This is a genomic window from Peribacillus sp. YIM B13472 (assembly GCF_042788005.1).
GTDB lineage: Bacteria > Bacillota > Bacilli > Bacillales > DSM-1321 > Peribacillus > Peribacillus simplex_E.
This window is the reverse complement of record NZ_JBHZPG010000036.1, coordinates 29,034-46,022: the sequence shown is the minus strand read 5'-3', so window position 1 is coordinate 46,022 and position 16,989 is coordinate 29,034. Positions and strand designations below refer to the sequence as shown.

Annotated in this window: 14 protein-coding genes and 2 tRNA genes; 2 read left to right on the top strand and 14 right to left on the bottom strand. The window is 41.4% G+C overall.

Annotation, left to right across the window (positions count from 1 at the left end; all coding sequences use genetic code 11):
* Window positions 1–75: 75 nt before the first annotated feature.
* The 5 genes from hpt to spoIIE all read right to left on the bottom strand — a co-directional run bounded on the left by hpt (window position 76) and on the right by spoIIE (window position 6,503).
* Window positions 76–615, bottom strand: a complete 540-nt coding sequence (gene hpt / locus ACFX4I_RS21740) for a hypoxanthine phosphoribosyltransferase (protein ID WP_076373001.1) — start codon at window positions 613–615, stop codon at window positions 76–78.
* Between the two features lie 32 nt (window positions 616–647).
* On the bottom strand, window positions 648–2,042 hold the full coding sequence (gene tilS, locus ACFX4I_RS21735; RefSeq protein WP_377422938.1) for a tRNA lysidine(34) synthetase TilS: 1,395 nt from the start codon (window positions 2,040–2,042) through the stop codon (window positions 648–650).
* A gap of 93 nt (window positions 2,043–2,135) precedes the next feature.
* Entirely contained in the window at window positions 2,136–3,134 is a 999-nt protein-coding gene (locus tag ACFX4I_RS21730; protein ID WP_377422936.1) for a protein kinase domain-containing protein, read from the bottom strand.
* Window positions 3,100–3,837, bottom strand: a complete 738-nt coding sequence (locus tag ACFX4I_RS21725; protein WP_063235926.1) for a VWA domain-containing protein — start codon at window positions 3,835–3,837, stop codon at window positions 3,100–3,102. Before ACFX4I_RS21725 ends, ACFX4I_RS21730 begins: the two co-directional genes overlap by 35 nt.
* 191 nt (window positions 3,838–4,028) lie before the next feature.
* Window positions 4,029–6,503 carry a stage II sporulation protein E gene (gene spoIIE, locus ACFX4I_RS21720; protein WP_377422934.1) on the bottom strand — a complete coding sequence of 825 codons (2,475 nt, stop codon included), beginning with the start codon at window positions 6,501–6,503 and terminating at the stop codon, window positions 4,029–4,031.
* Between the two features lie 327 nt (window positions 6,504–6,830).
* Between spoIIE and ACFX4I_RS21715 the strand changes: the two genes are divergently transcribed.
* Together ACFX4I_RS21715 and ACFX4I_RS21710 are read left to right on the top strand one after the other, a co-directional pair.
* Window positions 6,831–6,904: transfer RNA gene (locus ACFX4I_RS21715), tRNA-Met, on the top strand.
* Between the two features lie 20 nt (window positions 6,905–6,924).
* Window positions 6,925–6,996: transfer RNA gene (locus ACFX4I_RS21710), tRNA-Glu, on the top strand.
* A 166-nt stretch (window positions 6,997–7,162) separates the two neighbouring features.
* Here the strand turns inward: ACFX4I_RS21710 and ACFX4I_RS21705 are convergent.
* The 9 genes from ACFX4I_RS21705 to mfd form a co-directional block, all read right to left on the bottom strand.
* On the bottom strand, window positions 7,163–7,618 hold the full coding sequence (locus tag ACFX4I_RS21705; RefSeq protein WP_133352999.1) for a S1 domain-containing RNA-binding protein: 456 nt from the start codon (window positions 7,616–7,618) through the stop codon (window positions 7,163–7,165).
* Between the two features lie 81 nt (window positions 7,619–7,699).
* Window positions 7,700–8,086 (bottom strand): FtsB family cell division protein, encoded by a 387-nt coding sequence (locus tag ACFX4I_RS21700; RefSeq protein ID WP_230301907.1) that lies wholly within the window; start codon window positions 8,084–8,086, stop codon window positions 7,700–7,702.
* Window positions 8,087–8,099: 13 nt separating this feature from the next.
* Window positions 8,100–8,732, bottom strand: a complete 633-nt coding sequence (gene yabQ / locus ACFX4I_RS21695; RefSeq protein WP_377422931.1) for a spore cortex biosynthesis protein YabQ — start codon at window positions 8,730–8,732, stop codon at window positions 8,100–8,102.
* Window positions 8,729–9,037, bottom strand: coding sequence for a sporulation protein YabP (yabP, locus tag ACFX4I_RS21690; RefSeq protein WP_034316308.1), 309 nt, complete (start codon window positions 9,035–9,037; stop codon window positions 8,729–8,731). The genes yabQ and yabP overlap by 4 nt, the downstream gene beginning before the upstream one ends.
* Before the next feature lie 76 nt (window positions 9,038–9,113).
* Complete coding sequence (locus ACFX4I_RS21685; protein ID WP_034316386.1) at window positions 9,114–9,377, bottom strand: RNA-binding S4 domain-containing protein; 264 nt, start codon at window positions 9,375–9,377, stop codon at window positions 9,114–9,116.
* Window positions 9,378–9,400: 23 nt separating this feature from the next.
* Window positions 9,401–10,873, bottom strand: coding sequence for a bifunctional methyltransferase/pyrophosphohydrolase YabN (gene yabN, locus ACFX4I_RS21680; protein WP_283932461.1), 1,473 nt, complete (start codon window positions 10,871–10,873; stop codon window positions 9,401–9,403).
* The gene (locus tag ACFX4I_RS21675; RefSeq protein ID WP_230301910.1) at window positions 10,866–12,488 is read right to left on the bottom strand and encodes a putative polysaccharide biosynthesis protein; all 1,623 of its coding nucleotides are present in this window, start codon (window positions 12,486–12,488) and stop codon (window positions 10,866–10,868) included. Before ACFX4I_RS21675 ends, yabN begins: the two co-directional genes overlap by 8 nt.
* A gap of 223 nt (window positions 12,489–12,711) precedes the next feature.
* A complete protein-coding gene (spoVT, locus tag ACFX4I_RS21670) occupies window positions 12,712–13,248 on the bottom strand; it encodes a stage V sporulation protein T (RefSeq protein WP_063235918.1) in 537 nt (178 codons plus the stop codon).
* A gap of 188 nt (window positions 13,249–13,436) precedes the next feature.
* Window positions 13,437–16,973 carry a transcription-repair coupling factor gene (mfd, locus tag ACFX4I_RS21665; RefSeq protein WP_283932459.1) on the bottom strand — a complete coding sequence of 1,179 codons (3,537 nt, stop codon included), beginning with the start codon at window positions 16,971–16,973 and terminating at the stop codon, window positions 13,437–13,439.
* Window positions 16,974–16,989: the final 16 nt, after the last annotated feature.

The window sequence follows — 16,989 nt, the reverse complement described above, 5'->3', positions numbered from 1 at the left end:
ATCATACAAAATTAATGAATTACAATAATTTAACACCGCTGTTTTTATCTGGTCTTCTCTTTCAAACAGTTACGATTAATTCGAGTAAATTTCAGGCTTCAATATGCCAATATACGGGAGATTACGATACTTTTCCGCAAAATCAAGACCATATCCGACAACAAATGCATCCGGAACGATGAACCCGGCATAATCCGGAGTGATATCCGCTTTCCTGCCTGTTGGTTTATCCAATAAGGTAACGATTTTAATTGATTTTGCTTTTCGATAACGGAAAAGTTCCGCAAGATAGCTAAGAGTCAAACCGCTGTCGATGATATCTTCGATGATTAAAATATCCCGGCCTTCAACCGATGTATCAAGATCTTTGATTATTTTCACTTCACCGGAAGATACAGTGGAGTTACCATAGCTTGAAACATCCATAAAGTCCATTTCAAGATGTGTATCCACACGTTTCAGTAGATCTGACATAAATGGCATGGCGCCTTTCAGCACTCCGATGGCCAACGGGAACTTACCTTGGTAATCAGCTTCAAGCTGCGCACCCAATTCCCTGATTTTTTTTTGAAGTTCTTCCTCCGATATTAAAACCTTTTCAATGTCGTTTTGCATGGTCATTGTAATTAATTGCCCCCCAAGAAGAATTAAGCTTTTTTATATTCTAAGTAGATTAAAGATTTTTCATCAGAAATTATATCCGGCTCAATATTCGATTTCTTTAAACCAGGTAGCCAAATGGCCGTTCCCGTTTGATCGATGATGACCGGCCACACATTTCTTTCTAGCATCGGGATCTTTTCATTGATAAAAATATCCTTTAACTTTTTAGTTCCACCCAATCCCTTGACGGCCATCCGTTCGCCTTCATTCCTGGTTCGGACTGTAAGAGGAAACTGAACAGCTGATTCGGGAAGAATAAAAGAATGATTTCCTCTAAGTACCGGAATTTCTTCTTTTATATAGTGCGCTTTAATCTTATATCCATTCGGAAGAATAGTCTCACCGGGAATTTGTAATTTAAGGGAATATTCAAGGCTTTTTTGCCGAAAAAATCTAAAAGTGCAAGTTTGATATGATTTTTCCGCAATAAGGCCCTCCGGAAGATGCAATTCTGCAGATGGTTGAGGATTCAAAAACAAAACTAAAAGTTGGTCAATATGTAATGCCGAAAGCGATGAAGGTCTCTCCAAATAAAGATAGTTTAATATTAGTTGAATCGCCCTTCTTTGTAAAGGTTTAGGCATCGCGAGAACCTTATCAATCTGAATAACCGCTTGATCTTTATCCTGTTGGATCCAAACCTCGGACATTTTGCTTGAAACCATGTTCAAAAAAAACTCTTCATCTTCATAAAGCTCTTCACTGAATCGTTGAAAATGCTCATGAACCTTTCTATTTTCTTTCTTTAAAAATGGAAGGACTTCATGTCTAAAACGATTTCTTGCATAGACATCCGTTTCATTGCTCGGATCAAACCTTGGTTCAATATTATGACGGCCCGCATATTCGATTATTTCGCTTTTCGTGATCTCAAGAAAAGGCCTGATCAGATTCCCGGTATGGAACCGTCTCCTTATAGGAATACCTGCTCTTGCCTTGCCTGTCGCCCCTCTTGTTAAACGCATGAGCATCGTTTCTATTTGATCATCTCCATGATGCCCCAGGACAAGCGTGGAGGCTTGATGCTTATCCATCATTTCTTCATAGAAAGCAAAACGCAACTTTCTTGACGTTATTTGTGAACTTTCCCCCGTCTGCTCCATCCGGGCAGGAACATCGATCCTTTTCCCCTCGAATGTAATGCCCCACCGTTCACATATATGCTCGACATATTTGTAATCCTCATAGGATTCTTCACCTCGAAACATATGGTCAACACTTGCAACGATTATCTCGTAATGAAAAAGAGGTTGAATTTCCTTAAGGATATGGAGAAGAACCAATGAGTCCGGTCCTCCGGAGACGCCTATTAGCAACTTCGAGTGTTCCTTAATCAATTCGTTTCTATAAATGGTGCTTAGAACTTTTTCCTTTAACATACAATCTTCCTTCTTTATGAACAGGCATTAGTTTTATACGATTCAATCATGAAATGGTTTCAACTATTCCATGGCATTCACCTAATAACTATATCATAACAACTGTTCATATATGTATAGAACATAGAGCATCGATATGATGGCAACCAGCAAAAAAGTTTCAAAAAATCCGCCACTTTTCTTTTTTGAATGGTTTTGGGACCTTCTTGCTTGTCTCGTTGCAGGTTGTATTGTTTGCGGCTGACCCGCCGCTGCCTGAGTTGGGCCCTTTTTCTTTGAATGATTTTGCTTACTTAGAACCATGACCAAATCCTCCCGCATTTGGAGGGCTGAATCATACTGCCCGTGGAGAGCTTTATCCAGCATCTTCCTATACGGATTCAATTCCTTTTTCTGCTTAATCAGGTCGTTAAGCTGCCTATACCCCTCCCCTTTCTTGTGGAAACGTCCAGGATAGGCAGAATTGATTATAATCATCGCCAAAGCGAACAGGTCATATTGCGGATCGGCCTTTCTTGATCCAAGTCCCCAGTATCCCCTGTCAAAGAACTCAGTAAATTCTTTAACAGATCGCCCGATTAAGGTGGTTCCGCCAACATCCACGCACCGTACCTTATAGGCTGGTGAAGTCACGATCAAATTTTCAGGTTTTAAATCCCCGAACACCCATCCATTGGTATGCAAGGCAGACAAGCTGGTTAAAAGCTGAAGCATTAAGACTCCAATCCATGATGACCCTTTTTTATCGATGAAACGCAAAAAATCGTGTCCGTGGATATATTCCATGACATAAAAAGGGAGCTGCTTTCCTGTTTTCATGAAATCATCCGCTTCCAAAAAGGAAGGTCCAAGGGTAGACCCCTGGACCTTTGAAAAGGATTTTAGGATATTCATCTCCGAAATAATGGACGTCCCATTATCACTGAGCTTTAAAGCATAATGACGATTTCCGCTTTCAACCAAATAGACAATCCCGTTCGCACCACACCCCAATTCCTTAATTATTTTGTACTGATTTTTATTCCATTTTCCAATGACCAAACTGCCAGGCAGGAGCTTACATTGATTCCTCAAAGTATTGTTCATCATCATGTGATAACAATCCCCTCAATGAACGTTTTTTATTGAAATATGTCAAAGCTTCACGAATGGCTGGACCTGTCGGAGTGAGTCCCCCTGTGCTAAGCTTAGGAAAAGTTGCCGTCAAGGCTTCAAGGTTCGGGGTCCAATCCAGCAACTTTTCAACATCATTTCTTTTCCCAGGAAATACGAATACGGAAAAACGGCTGTCACCCATTCTTGCATTCATACTAAGGGAAAGATCTAATAAGGAATCTTTTACTGTAGGCAGTTTATGTTTCATGCTTGCACTTGTATCAACAAGAATCAGTACTTCGAGCTTGCTTGTTTCCCCAAGCTCATCGACCACCTCCATCACTTCTCCTCGTTTATCAGGCGGAAGATCCTCCATCGTTTTTGAATCTCCAAGTATTTGTTGAAGTTCACGATTGATAACTCCCTGTATAGTTTGAGTCATTGCCTTTTGGGTCACCATTTGGACGGTTTGGGACAACTGCTGAGCATAGACTATTTGACTTACGCCACCTCCAGAACCAGCAATCTTCTCAATTTCCTTAAGCCCCTTTTCATCTATCACATCATTTTCCATGACACCTATGACATTGATGGTTATGCCTTGCTCCCTTGCTAATTCAGCCATGGCAGACGGTTCCTCACCATGATTTGAACATCCGTCGGTTATAAGCAAAATCTGTCTTAATGTTCCTGCTTTCATGTTTTGCTCTCCCTTCCTATCAATTTGTTACCATAATTGACTAAAAAAAGGGAAATTATACGCCGAAGACATCGCATCAAGTCACATCATGGAGTATAGTGATTGAAAAGAGTTCAACCCTTTACCATTTATCCGTCTTCCATTTCTCCACCTCATTTTGGTTTTATTTATTTTATTTATATAAACGGCCCCTACTGTGCCTTTTTTCGTTTTGGAGAAACGGGAATGGATGCCCATTTCGGTGTGTTATGCTTAATTTTCGATGTAACCACTGTCATGTCATCATCTATGATCCCTTTAGTTCGGATGACCTCTTCCAATATTAAATCAGAGATTTCCTGCGGATCGTCCGTTTCCATTTCCTTGATTTTTCGTTTAAGCCAGAACTCGATATTTTCGACATGCGAGGGGCCATCGAACACTCCATCACTCATCATGATTAATATGTCCCCTGCCTTCAGCTCTTCTGATACAACATCAACATCGAAATCCTGGATGATTCCCATAGGAAGGTTACTTGATTCAATTTTTATTATCCTATCCCCCCTTTTAATGAAACTCGGTATCGAACAGATTTTTAAAAACTTAGCCCTTGCGTCCTGAAGATCAATCATTGCCAAATCAAGAGTCGAAAATATTTCATCGGTAGTGCGTAGAGATAATACGGAGTTTACGGATTTAATGGCTATTTTTTCTTCTATTCCCGATTGTAAAAATTTTTGTAGCAGCTTCAATGTCTCTGTACTTTCAAAATGGGCCCTTTCCCCATTTCCCATCCCATCACTGATGGCTATCGCGAATTTGCCGCAGCCGATTTCCATGGTCGTATAACTATCTCCTGATACAAGCCCTCCCCCCTTGGCAGCATGAGCCACACCCGTTTCGACCGTGAATTTTTTTGCTGACCTAAATATCACCTCACATTGCCCGTTTGGATATGTTGCACACTCTTCTGAATGAACGACTATCGTTTCCCCTAAAATGTCAGAAAGCATGGGTGCAATCAACTTTTCACATTCCCCTCTGCCCTGGCAGTATGGGACACTCATCTCTATATCAACATTTCCTTGTTCTAGACTGTATATTTCAACATGACCTATGTGCAGGCCAAAATCCTGGATGGCTTCCAAAATGGATTCTTCATGTACATGATGATTCTTCCTTTCCCTTTGAATTTCTTTCGCAAAATCATCCATTACTGCCGAAACGCCCCTCAGTTGATCCGCCACTAGTTTCCGACTTTCCTTCACCTGCCTTTTTAATTTTTGGTTAGCTTCAAAATAAGTAAGTTCCTGTGCTATCGCCCCAATGACCTGAGGCCCGCGGCTACAATATTTCCCCCATTCTTTCGAAGTTTTTTGGGGGAGCTGACCATTATTTTCACTTAATTGAAGCATAATTTCCTGCATGCCGTCATAGGTTGTATTAAAGTTCTTGGACCAGCATTGTTCCTTCTTAAAACAAAGCTGACACGTCTTTTCCGTTACATTACTTAAGAAGTAGTCGAATTCTTTCTCATCTTCCTCCAATCTCCCCCTTTCATCCACTTGGGAAAAGCTATTTGAGAGCGCCTCAAATACATGTGAGAATTGCTCCACCCTTTGAGCGGTGACATCCCTCACTTTTCGGGCATACTGCTGCTGTTCATCAGAATTCTCGACTGTTCCCGGTATATGTTTCGCTATTTTGTTAATTATGGATGACGGTGTCAATATAAATAGGGCCACAGCTATAAGTGATTCATAAAGGGTCACCATAATATTATTGGTGCCCTCACCATATAAACCTATCAGTAATGTAGCAATCAAGAGGCCGCTAGCAACCCCTATCTTCCTTCCCTCCTTCAACAAACCTCCCAGGAGCCCTGAAAATGCGAGAAGGCTCATTTGATAAAGACTTGCAATACTTGCCAAGCTGAATATCAATCCAGTAACTACACCTACAGTGGAGCCTATGGCGGCCCCTCCCGCCAGCCCGAAGAGGAGGACCAAGTATCGCGAGAATATATGGTCGAGTGATAAATCGTATATCATCCAGCCGATGGTTCCGGTCATCACCGAAGCCAGCAGGATGATGATGCTGACGATTTCCTCCGTCTTTAATGATTGGGACTTTGTCCGAATGGTCAGCATCGGGATGGATTGTATGAAGATTAAGGTTAAAATCATTGCGAGTCCCGCCTCTACCCCTATCATCATCAAGTCGTACAGCTGAATCGTTCGAAATACCAGATATTGCTCGGCCAGGTTGACCAGGAATAGTGAAGCAAAGACGTACATCGACATTGTCTTGAATTGTCCTTCCACGGCGGGCTTCTTGATCTTATGAAATAACAGGAGCAGGAACGCCGATGCAAAGATGACTAAACTATTCGAATAGTGAACGGTCAGCCCGCCTGCAATCAATCCGAATAAAGCCAGTGGAGCCCTATCACGCCTCATGAGAAAAACGGCTGCGAAAAACGGAAGTCCAAATGGTGCAAGCTGCGAAAGAATCAACGCCCGTCCTAATAAAAAACCGATAATCGCTAAAGAGATACCTTTTTTTATGAATATGTCTTCCGACTTCATTTGCAGTTGGTGGATCCAATTGATGGCCCCTGCCTTCGCTTCTTTTAATTGAACATCTCCAAGAGGTTCCATCATAGGTCTTTCTACTTTTTCCATTTCAACACCCCATTCGTATTAGTGGTTTTTATTATATAGAGGGCTTGTCTATTTTTTTGTCAGAATTTTATAAGCGGATAAGAAAAACGTTCGACGAAATTCTTCTTGAACAATCATTTGTATACAGGTTTTTGTTCCTTTTTTTTCAATACGGAAACGGGTGTTCTTTTTTTTTTGAAGAAAAGCAAAGTTTTTAGGTTATTTTTGCGGAAAATAACACGAATAAATATTCAGGAAATGGAAACCGACAAACTTTAATTTTTTTGTTGACATTTTTTCTTCACGACTGTAAGATATAACTTGTGCTTCAGTAGCACTTACCATTATGGCGGCGTAGCTCAGCTGGCTAGAGCGTACGGTTCATACCCGTGAGGTCGGGGGTTCGATCCCCTCTGCCGCTATCTTTTTTCATGAAAATCACGGCCCGTTGGTCAAGCGGTTAAGACACCGCCCTTTCACGGCGGTAACACGGGTTCGAATCCCGTACGGGTCATCATATATCAAAAGAGCCTCTGTACACTTATATCGATATAAGTGTACAGAGGCTCTTTTTTATGTCGTTGATAATTAAAAGAAGACAAGCCAGCAAGCTTGCCTTTATCTACACTATGAATAATTTCACAGGAAAAGTTGCTAAACTATTATTTTCAGCAGCAGTTTTATCCGCGTCGTCCTCCTCGACCTCCCCGTTTCGTTTCGGTGCTACGTTTAAGGGTCGTTAAGCGGTCTTCGCTATCTTTTAAGAATTTAGCCATTTTTTGCTCAAAGTTTTCTTTAGGCTGGAAACCATTACCTTTCGAGCGGAAGTCTTTGGAACGGCTGTCATTCCCTCTTCCTTGGCGCGGACGTGGTGTGTATGCAGGTTTTTGCTCACCTTCAGGACGGTCTATCGCTTTTTTTATGGACAAGCCAATCTTGCCATCTTTAACGTTGATGACTTTCACCTCAACTGTATCGCCCACTTTTAAATGTTCATTGATATCCTTGACATAGTTATCAGCCACTTCACTGATATGAACAAGACCGGTTGAACCTTGAGGTAGCTCTACAAATGCACCAAAATTAGTTATGCCTGTTACTTTACCTTGTAACTTGCTGCCTACTTCGATTGACATAAAAAAAATGTTCCTCCTTAGAAATGTTAAAAAAATCTCTTCACACTATATTATAACGAAAGTAAAAAAACAGTGTCAATATTAGTCACTATCTTCCTTTCCTTTTGGAAGGGTAAAAATGATTTCACCTTTTTCAGATAAAAAATAATCCCGTCTGGCTATTTTCGCTATATAATCGTCGTCATTAAGCTTTACGATTTCTTCATTAAGAAGGGTCTCGTCTTTTTTCAATTCAGCTAACTTTCCCTTCAATTCTTCCTTTTGTTTAACTTTCTCATCCAGTGCAACATTTTGCGTTATGAGGGTGGAAACGGCAAAAATCAAAAAGACAGCGGCGAAAACTGAGTAAAGGGTTAATCTACGCATTAGACCACGCTTCTTTTTTACTACGGTTTGTACTTTTTTCTCTTGTTGAGCGACGTAGGGATTTTCCATTTTTGCCACTTTCCTTTTACGCAGGCTACTCATTTTTTATCGCTCCTCATTTCTTTTTATTTCTCCATCCATTTAGCGTTCTAAATATAGAATTCTTTATTTTCAATAAAATCCCTTTTCCTTTATTATAAAACTTCCCGACGTTTTTCGTAACAAAAACCGGCAATAAATTCCATATATAAGCCAGAATCCATTTTAATGGTCTCCAGAATATAGCCAAAATAAAGAGAAGTATTTTTCCCGCCCATTTTAATAATGCCAAAACGAACTTACCTATCCCGATGATGATGGCCAATACAGATACTAATACCCATTTTATCGGTAGAAATATCAGCATGTGAACCGAATCCGCTATAAATCTCGCCAACTTTATCACAAGTATTATCAAAAACTCTAATAAACGTTGATAGAAACCTTTGAAAAGTGCTTGATAAGCTGAAAAACCGCATAATAAGGCCAAAAATAAATAGAGGCGAAACTCCCCCTCATTCACTAGAAACAAAACATAAAAAATAAGGAGACCCTGAATGATCCAGAAAAGGAAGTCATGGATGAATACAATCCACCTTTTCCTTTCTGAACGATTCAGGAACCGGCTATACGTATCCAGGGCAGCTCCAAAGCCACTGCCCATGCCTATCATCGCAAGCAACGTATAAAATTGGATCGTTAAGGTCATTTGAACAATTTGCCAAAGAAGCCTTTAGCTTTCTCCCCTGATTGCTCATCTAAATAAACAAGGTCGAAAATCTTTCCCTTAATGGAAACGATGCCTTTATCAACGTCTAAATTCTTCATTTGCAAGTTTTGGCCCCGGATAGATAAGAAACCCATTGACGTTTCGAGCAGAAATTCTTCATTATCAAAACTTTCAACTTGTTTGACACCGGTAATATCAAGTAAACGGCGGCCTTTCATCGTTACATCATGCTCTTGGGTAGTTCCCTTTGTGTAACCAGCATTCGGATCAATATATTGGCTCATTTTTTCATCCCTCACAGTACCACTGATTTTGTACAAGTGTATGTCCGTAAGAGTGGAATTAGAACCAAGCCTGTCCTTACTCCTCCGCTAGCTTTTCTTCCTTTACGATGGTATACATATCTGCAGCCGCTTCTTTTTTCGTCGTTTCTTGAATTTTATCGACACGTACCGTAACAAGCTTTTGACCGAACCTTACAGTCAACTCATCGCCATCTTTCACATTCGAACTTGCTTTGGCCTGCTGTCCGTTAATCGTGATTCTCCCTTTATCCGCAACCTCCTTCGCAAGTGTGCGGCGCTTGATCAACCTTGAAACTTTTAGGAATTTATCCAATCTCATCGACATTCAAATCTCTCCCTTAATTAAAGTCCTTTAGCTTTTGCTTCATCCCAGTATGAATCCAGTTCTTCCAATGTATAATCCTCAAATTTTTTGTCTGCCCTTTGAATGCACTCTTCTATATATGTAAAACGCTGGTGGAATTTCTGGTTTGCTTTGTAGACGGCTTCTTCCGCTTGTATGTCATAATAACGTGAAATGTTGACAAGCGCAAAAAAGAGGTCGCCGAGCTCTGATTTTATTCTTTCGACATCCCTGTTCGGGCTTAATACTTCCTCTTCCAATTCCTGCACTTCTTCCCTGACCTTTTTCCAGGCTTCGGAAACCTTATCCCAATCAAATCCAACCTTCGCAGCCCTTTTTTGATACTCTTCTGCCCGAAGTAAGTTTGGCAGCGATTTCTCAATACCATCCAGTATGGATTGCGGAGCTTTTGTTTCGCTCCCTTTTTCATCTTCTTTGATTTTCTGCCAGTTCACTAATACATCTTCCTCGCCGTTCACTTCAACATCTCCGAATACATGAGGGTGGCGTCGAATCATTTTTGCCGTAATGCCCTCAATCACATCATCTATCGTGAACATCCCCTCATCTTCACCGATTTGTGAATGAAGCATCACCTGAAGCAGCACATCCCCAAGTTCACCAATCATGCCCTCATCGTCCTCTTCATCGATGGAATCAATCAGCTCATATGCTTCTTCTATTAGATATTTCTTCAAGCTTTCATGAGTTTGTTTCTTATCCCAAGGACATCCGTCAGGACCTCTAAGTTCTGCAATGACCTGCCGCAGCTTAGAAAACTCCCTATATCGTAAAGCTTCTTCGCTAACAGGCGGGACATAAACACTCGTCAAGTTACTTAACTCCATCTGACGGTCGAGTTCGAAGAGAGCGCATTTTGTCACTTTTTCCTGACTGCTTCCTGCCGCTGTAACGATATATACCTCGTAGTCATCCGGTAGCTTTTCCATTAAGGTCAGCTTCACATTGGATGCACTGAATGCGTCATACACCTGCCCGATTATCATATGCTGGGCAATGTGCAAATCATCTGGTGAAAGATCTGTTCCATCCAATAGCTGAAACCCTTCAATCGGATCGATTCTAACAGCCTGAAACAAGGGATCAAGGAAACTTTGCCCGCCTTCCAGCTTAATGGCTATTCCAAGAGCCGGACCCTTTTCGAGCAAAAGCTGCACCGTTTTTTCCGCAACCATGGGATGCCCCGGAACTGCGTATAGAATGGAACGGTTTGAAGCCTCTTGTAATAATGTTCCGGCAATTTCTTCATATACAGCTTCAAATCGGTCGTGCTTTTCATATATCCCGTCAAATGCCGTGAAATTTATTCCTTCCCTTTTCAAATCCCCGATTACCGGATGATCGATCGTTCTGACGAAACATTGTTCTGTTTGTATCAATTTTTTATAAATCCCTAGAGGAAGCTGATCTAAATCCCCTGCACCAAGGCCTATTATCGTAATCTCATTCATGATTTCGCATACTCCTATTCGTTATTATAAATCGTTTAAGCTTCGAACCTGCAGGTATAAGTGAAAGTTCTTCTTCACCAAATAAGCCTGCACGAATGGCCGTCATCACAAAAACGGCTGCACCGATCCCTACACCGATCAAAGCTTGGATCGTAGCTAACAACCGGCTCTCGCATGAAAACATCAATTCGAATAAACTATTGAATAAAACAACCGCCGTACCCATGTAAACTGTACTCTTCAAGATTATTAACACGTGCTTCTTTTCAATTAATGTCTTTTTAATATGTACTCTCAATACCACATAAAATAATACAGCCATGATCATAAACGCAAGCACTGTTGCTGAGGCTGCTCCCGCGATCTTGTAATGGGGCACTAGAACAAGGTCCAAAGCCCACTTGCTGCCCACCCCCACAATCGTGATGATCATCGGCACGAACGAATGGCCTAAACTTTGAATCACTGCCGCTTCTGCCATTATGAGGGATGTGAATAAAATCGATAAAGAGAAAATTGCTAAAGTAATCGTCCCTTTGGCATCCGTGAACAGCATATGATTGACAGGCTTCATCGTCACCACCAGCCCAATCGCGGCAGCGAGTCCTATCGTCGCACTTACACGAAGCGCCAATTTGATCTTATTCAATAATTCATGTTCACTTTTCCTCTGAACGAATCCGGATATTACAGGTACAAGCACCAATGCAAAAGAATTAGCCACGACCGTACCTAGCTGAAGCAACGGCTGTCCTCGGTCATATACCCCTTTCCATTCTTTGGCTTCCCTTTCCCCCATTCCCGTTTCCCTCAGTAGGGAATACAGGTGCAGTGAATCGACAAACTGAAACAAGATAAGGATCAAGCCAGTTATGCAAAAGGCCAACCCTTGGAAAATCAGGACTTTGGAAATTTTGATGAAATTTACCGGTTTTATTCTCATTCGTAAAAAAAGCTTCCATTCTTCTCTTAAAATAACGAAAGCAATAAGCAGTACCAGGCCAGTAATGCCGCCGGTTATCGAACCGAGGACCGCCCCCTTGCCGACCACATAATGAGAATAGCCCTGATACACGAATATTGTGGAAAGAACGAGAATCGTCAACACACGGATGCATTGTTCAGCGACCTGCGAACTTGCCGTCGGCAGCATGTCATTTATTCCTTGAAAATAGCCTCTTAAAACAGATGAAATCGGCATTAATAAATAGGAATAGGCAACGATTCTCAGCAGACCGGCTAAATGCGGATCCTTCATCCATCCTGCAATCCAATCAGCTCCAAGGAATAGTGCAGCAAACATCATGACTCCTATCGAACTTAAGACGACGAATGAAGTCATTAAAATGTCCTTGACCGCAAAGTTATTTTTGGAAGACTCCCGTTCTGCAATAAGTTTGGATATGACTACCGGAAAGCCGAGTGTAGATAATGTAAAAGCAACACCGTAAAAGGGATAAACCTGTTGATAGATATAAAACCCGATGTCACCCGCAATGTTCTGATATGGTATGCGATAGGCCGCGCTCAATACTTTTACGATAATCGCTGCTGCGCTCAAAATCAGCGCACCACGAAAAAGTTCATTTGATGTTTGATAAGGCTTTTCAGCCATTCTTTTTCCCCTTTTCACTCATATGTGGTAGTTATTATAGCATAATTCCAATGGTTATTTTTCAATTCCAGGCCATACTGTTAATTAGTTTCCATATTCACCTCGAAGAATATTCTCCGCCTCTTTATGTGTGTCCCCATCCGGTTAGCCTTTTAGAAAGAGCAAAAAGGACAGCGCGATTGCTGCCCTTTCCACCTTAAAAATTATAATGGCATGTCCAAGGTTACTGTTCCATTTGTCTAGCTAGGAAACTTGCTGCTGTTTCAACCGATTTCTGTTCCACTTCGCCAATGGTACTATCTTTAGAGAAAATCAAGACGGCACCAATCGGGTCGCCACTCGCAATGATCGGAGCTGCAGTATAAGATTGGACCTCTTCATCATTGGAATCAACGAATGAAATTTGTCCGTTTGGAGACTCCAGGACAGGATTTCTTTCTTCCATGATTTTTTCCACTAGTTCACTAACGCTTTTATTTAAGTATTCTTTTTTGGAGCCGCCTGCCACTGCAATGTAAGTATCCCTGTCACAAATCATAACTGGGTTTCCAAGGCTATCATAAAGTGCTTCTGCATATTCCCTTGCAAAATCGCCTAATTCACTGATAGGTGAGTATTTCTTTAGGATGACTTCTCCATCTCTATCCACAAATATTTCCAGTGGATCTCCCTCACGAATACGGAGGGTCCTGCGGATTTCTTTCGGGATGACGACTCTTCCTAAATCATCAATTCGGCGAACGATACCAGTTGCTTTCATCTAATGTTGCCTCACTTTCATCTAATTGATTTGATAAATCCTCATTTTGTAGCAAAATCATCACCAGCTATTGTACTTAGTATTTTTCTAATGGTAAGTTCTATGCACTTTGAAAAAATTTTTCTTCTTGTTGCAATTTTTTACCATGGTACCTAAAAAAATTTCTTCAAGAGGACAATCATCCAATTTTAGTTTTTAGTGGCTTGCGTCTCTTTTTTTACATACTGTAAACCCTTGGCCATCTCAAATAAGATATTAAGCCATTTGCTTTGTTCTACACCTTTTATGTGCAGGACCAGCTTCATTCGATTGCCGTCCATGCCGAAGCCAACCATACGGCCATACTTCGATCCCAGCTCGAACACCTTTTGTCCATCCACATCGCTGCTGACCTTTTCCCTAAGGAGAATGCTGATTTCCTGCTTTAATTGTTTAATGCTTTCAATTCCGGCCTTTTCAGCATATACCTTCATTTCGGCAATCATGAATAAATAGGAAACTTCTTCTGGATATTCTCCGAAACGATCGATCATTTCATCCTGTAATTCTTCCACTTCTTCAAGCGAAGCAATCCCTCTGAACCTTTTATACATTTCTATTTTCTGATGTCCATCCATTATGTAGGCATCAGGAATATAAGCATCCACTTCAACGTCAATTTCCAGGGTGTTCTTTTCTTCAGCTGGTTGGTCATTACGTTTCGCATCTACAGCTTCTTTCAACATTTGTGAATACAGATCAAAACCAACTGAATCGATGAAGCCATGTTGTTGAGCCCCTAGTATGTTTCCAGCTCCCCTGATGGATAAATCACGCATCGCGATTTTGAACCCTGAACCCAATTCTGTAAATTCCTTAATGGATTGAAGACGTTTTTCTGCCACTTCCGTCAACACTTTATCTTTCCTATAAGTGAAGAATGCATATGCCACCCGGTTGGATCGCCCTACACGGCCACGCAGCTGATAGAGCTGTGAAAGTCCCATTCTATCCGCTTCATTCACTATGAGCGTATTGACATTCGGGATATCAACACCCGTCTCTATAATGGTTGTACTTACCAAAACATCATATTCGCCTTCTAAAAAGCCGAACATGACGGCTTCAAGTTCTTGCTCTGTCATTTGCCCATGAGCAAAGGTGACACGGGCATCGGGCACCAGCATGGAAATTTCTTCTGCTTTTCTTGCTATATCCTCTACCCGATTGTAAAGGAAATAAACCTGACCACCCCTGGCCAATTCCCGTTCTATGGCTTCCGTTACCAACGAGCCATTATACTCCATGACATAAGTTTGGATCGGGAACCGGTTCTCAGGCGGTGTTTCGATTACGGACAGGTCCCTCACGCCCAACATGGACATATGAAGGGTCCTCGGAATCGGCGTCGCAGTCAAAGTCAGTACATCCACATTAGTTTTTAACCGTTTGATCTTTTCCTTATGTGTAACGCCAAAGCGCTGTTCTTCATCAATGATAAGCAATCCCAAATCGCGGTACACGATATCTTTGGATAAAATCCTATGCGTGCCAACGACAATATCCACCGTGCCGGCCTTCAATCCTTTAATCGTCTCCGTTTGCTGTTTTTTAGTCCGGAAACGGCTCATAAGACCAATCGAAATGGGATAATCCTGAAAACGCTCCCTTAATGTCTCATAATGCTGCTGGGCGAGGATTGTTGTCGGAACAAGAAATGCAACCTGCTTGCCATCCATTATGGCTTTAAAAGCGGCCCGGATCGCCACCTCTGTCTTCCCATATCCAACATCGCCGCATAATAAACGATCCATCGGCCGTTCACGTTCCATATCCTTTTTGATTTCGACTATGGAACGTAATTGATCTTCCGTTTCGTTATAAGCGAATGATGTTTCGAATTCTCTCTGCATATCACCATCAGGTGAAAAGGCATAGCCCTTTGCCGCTTCCCTTTCTGCGTATAACTTGATTAAATCATCGGCAATGTTCTCAACGGAGGATTGAACCTTACTTTTGACACGTTTCCATTCCGTTCCGCCTAGCTTATAAAGCTTCGGTTCTTTTCCTTCAGAACCGACATATTTTTGGACAAGATCAATTTGGTCGACAGGAACATACAATTTGTCATCCGCTTGATAACGAATATTCAGGTAATCTTTATGGACCCCATTTATCGTAAGGGTTTCAATGCCCAAGTATTTACCGATACCGTGGTTAACATGAACGACATAGTCACCAATCTTCAGTTCGGAATAACTCTTGATTCGCTCCGCATTCGATAGTTTCTGTCTCCGTAATGATTTCTTTGACTTCTTATTAAACAATTCCGTTTCCGTAATGATACTGAACTTTTGCATAGGTAATTCAAAGCCGCTATTTAGACTGCCGCGTAAAATCTGTACTTTACCTGGAAGAATGCTGTCCGCATTAAACAGTTCTGCGGCCTCTATATCATAATCGGCTAAAACTGAATGCAGCTTTTTTACCCGTTCTTCATCCTGTCCAAGTATGACGACTGTATATTTCCCTTTTTTCCAACGTTCCAATTCAGCTTTGAACACATTCATCTGTCCATGGAAATTTTGCATTTGTTTACTGGCAAAATTCAGGATATTCTGAGGATTCGTATGCGGTACATGCCGTAAAAACAATGAAAGGTATACAAACGGCCTGCTTGATTTCATTATTAATTCCTGCATGGGATGAGCCAATTTGATGTCATGGATAATTTGTCCCTGACTTAAAAGATCCGTGTACCACCCAGCCTCTTCCTTTTCCAAAGAATCATTGATTTCCTGGATTCTACTGATTTCATCCAAGAAAACCAAACCATTTACCGGTAAATAATCTATTAAACTAGCTGGATCTTCATACGCTAAACTTAAGTATTTAAAGATTTTGTCGGGTATATTCCCCATTTTCAGCTGTTCAAGTTCATAACTGATCGTTTGTACCAGCTGTTCCTTGGTTTTCTCGTCTTTAAGTTTCTTCAAGCTTTTACTTAATCCGCTCTCGAGCCTTGTTATGATTCTTTCGATATGCTCCGTCTCTAGCAAAGCCTCACTGACGGGACCAATCGTCACTTTCTTGAGTTTCTCAATGGATCGCTGATCTTCGCTTGAAAAGGTTCTTATTGAATCTATTTCGGTATCGAATAATTCAATTCGTATTGGATTAGGTTCAGTGATCGGATAAATATCGATTATACCGCCCCTGATACTGAATTCACCTGGAGAAGCAACCATTTCAGATCGGTTATAACCCATGGCAATGAACTTATTAAGCGTTGGTTCAAGCTCGATATCTTCCCCTAAATTAAAGATAAGCTGATGCCTCTTCCAAATATCCTTCGGAGGAAGCACACGACGCACCCCGGGAATTGGCGCAATGACAATCCCTTTCTTTCCCTCCGCCCAAAAGTTCAATGCCTCTACACGTTGGGCCCTTAATTCCGGGCTGGCAACACTCAAATCAGCCGCAATCAATTCATTGGCTGGATATATATATAATTCTTCCTCGGGAATGAAACTGGATAAGTCCTCATGGAATTTTTGTGCTTGCAATAAATTATGGGTAACTAATAAAATCGGCCTATTCGTCTTTTCATATACGGAAGCCAGCAATAGTGATCTCGAGGAACCTGTCAGACCAGAGACGATCTGCTCCTTAAGCCCTTCATCGATGCCGGCTATTAACGAATGAACATCATCTTGTTTGGAGAACAAGTTCTGCAATCCATTCATTTTCTTCCCCCCTCTC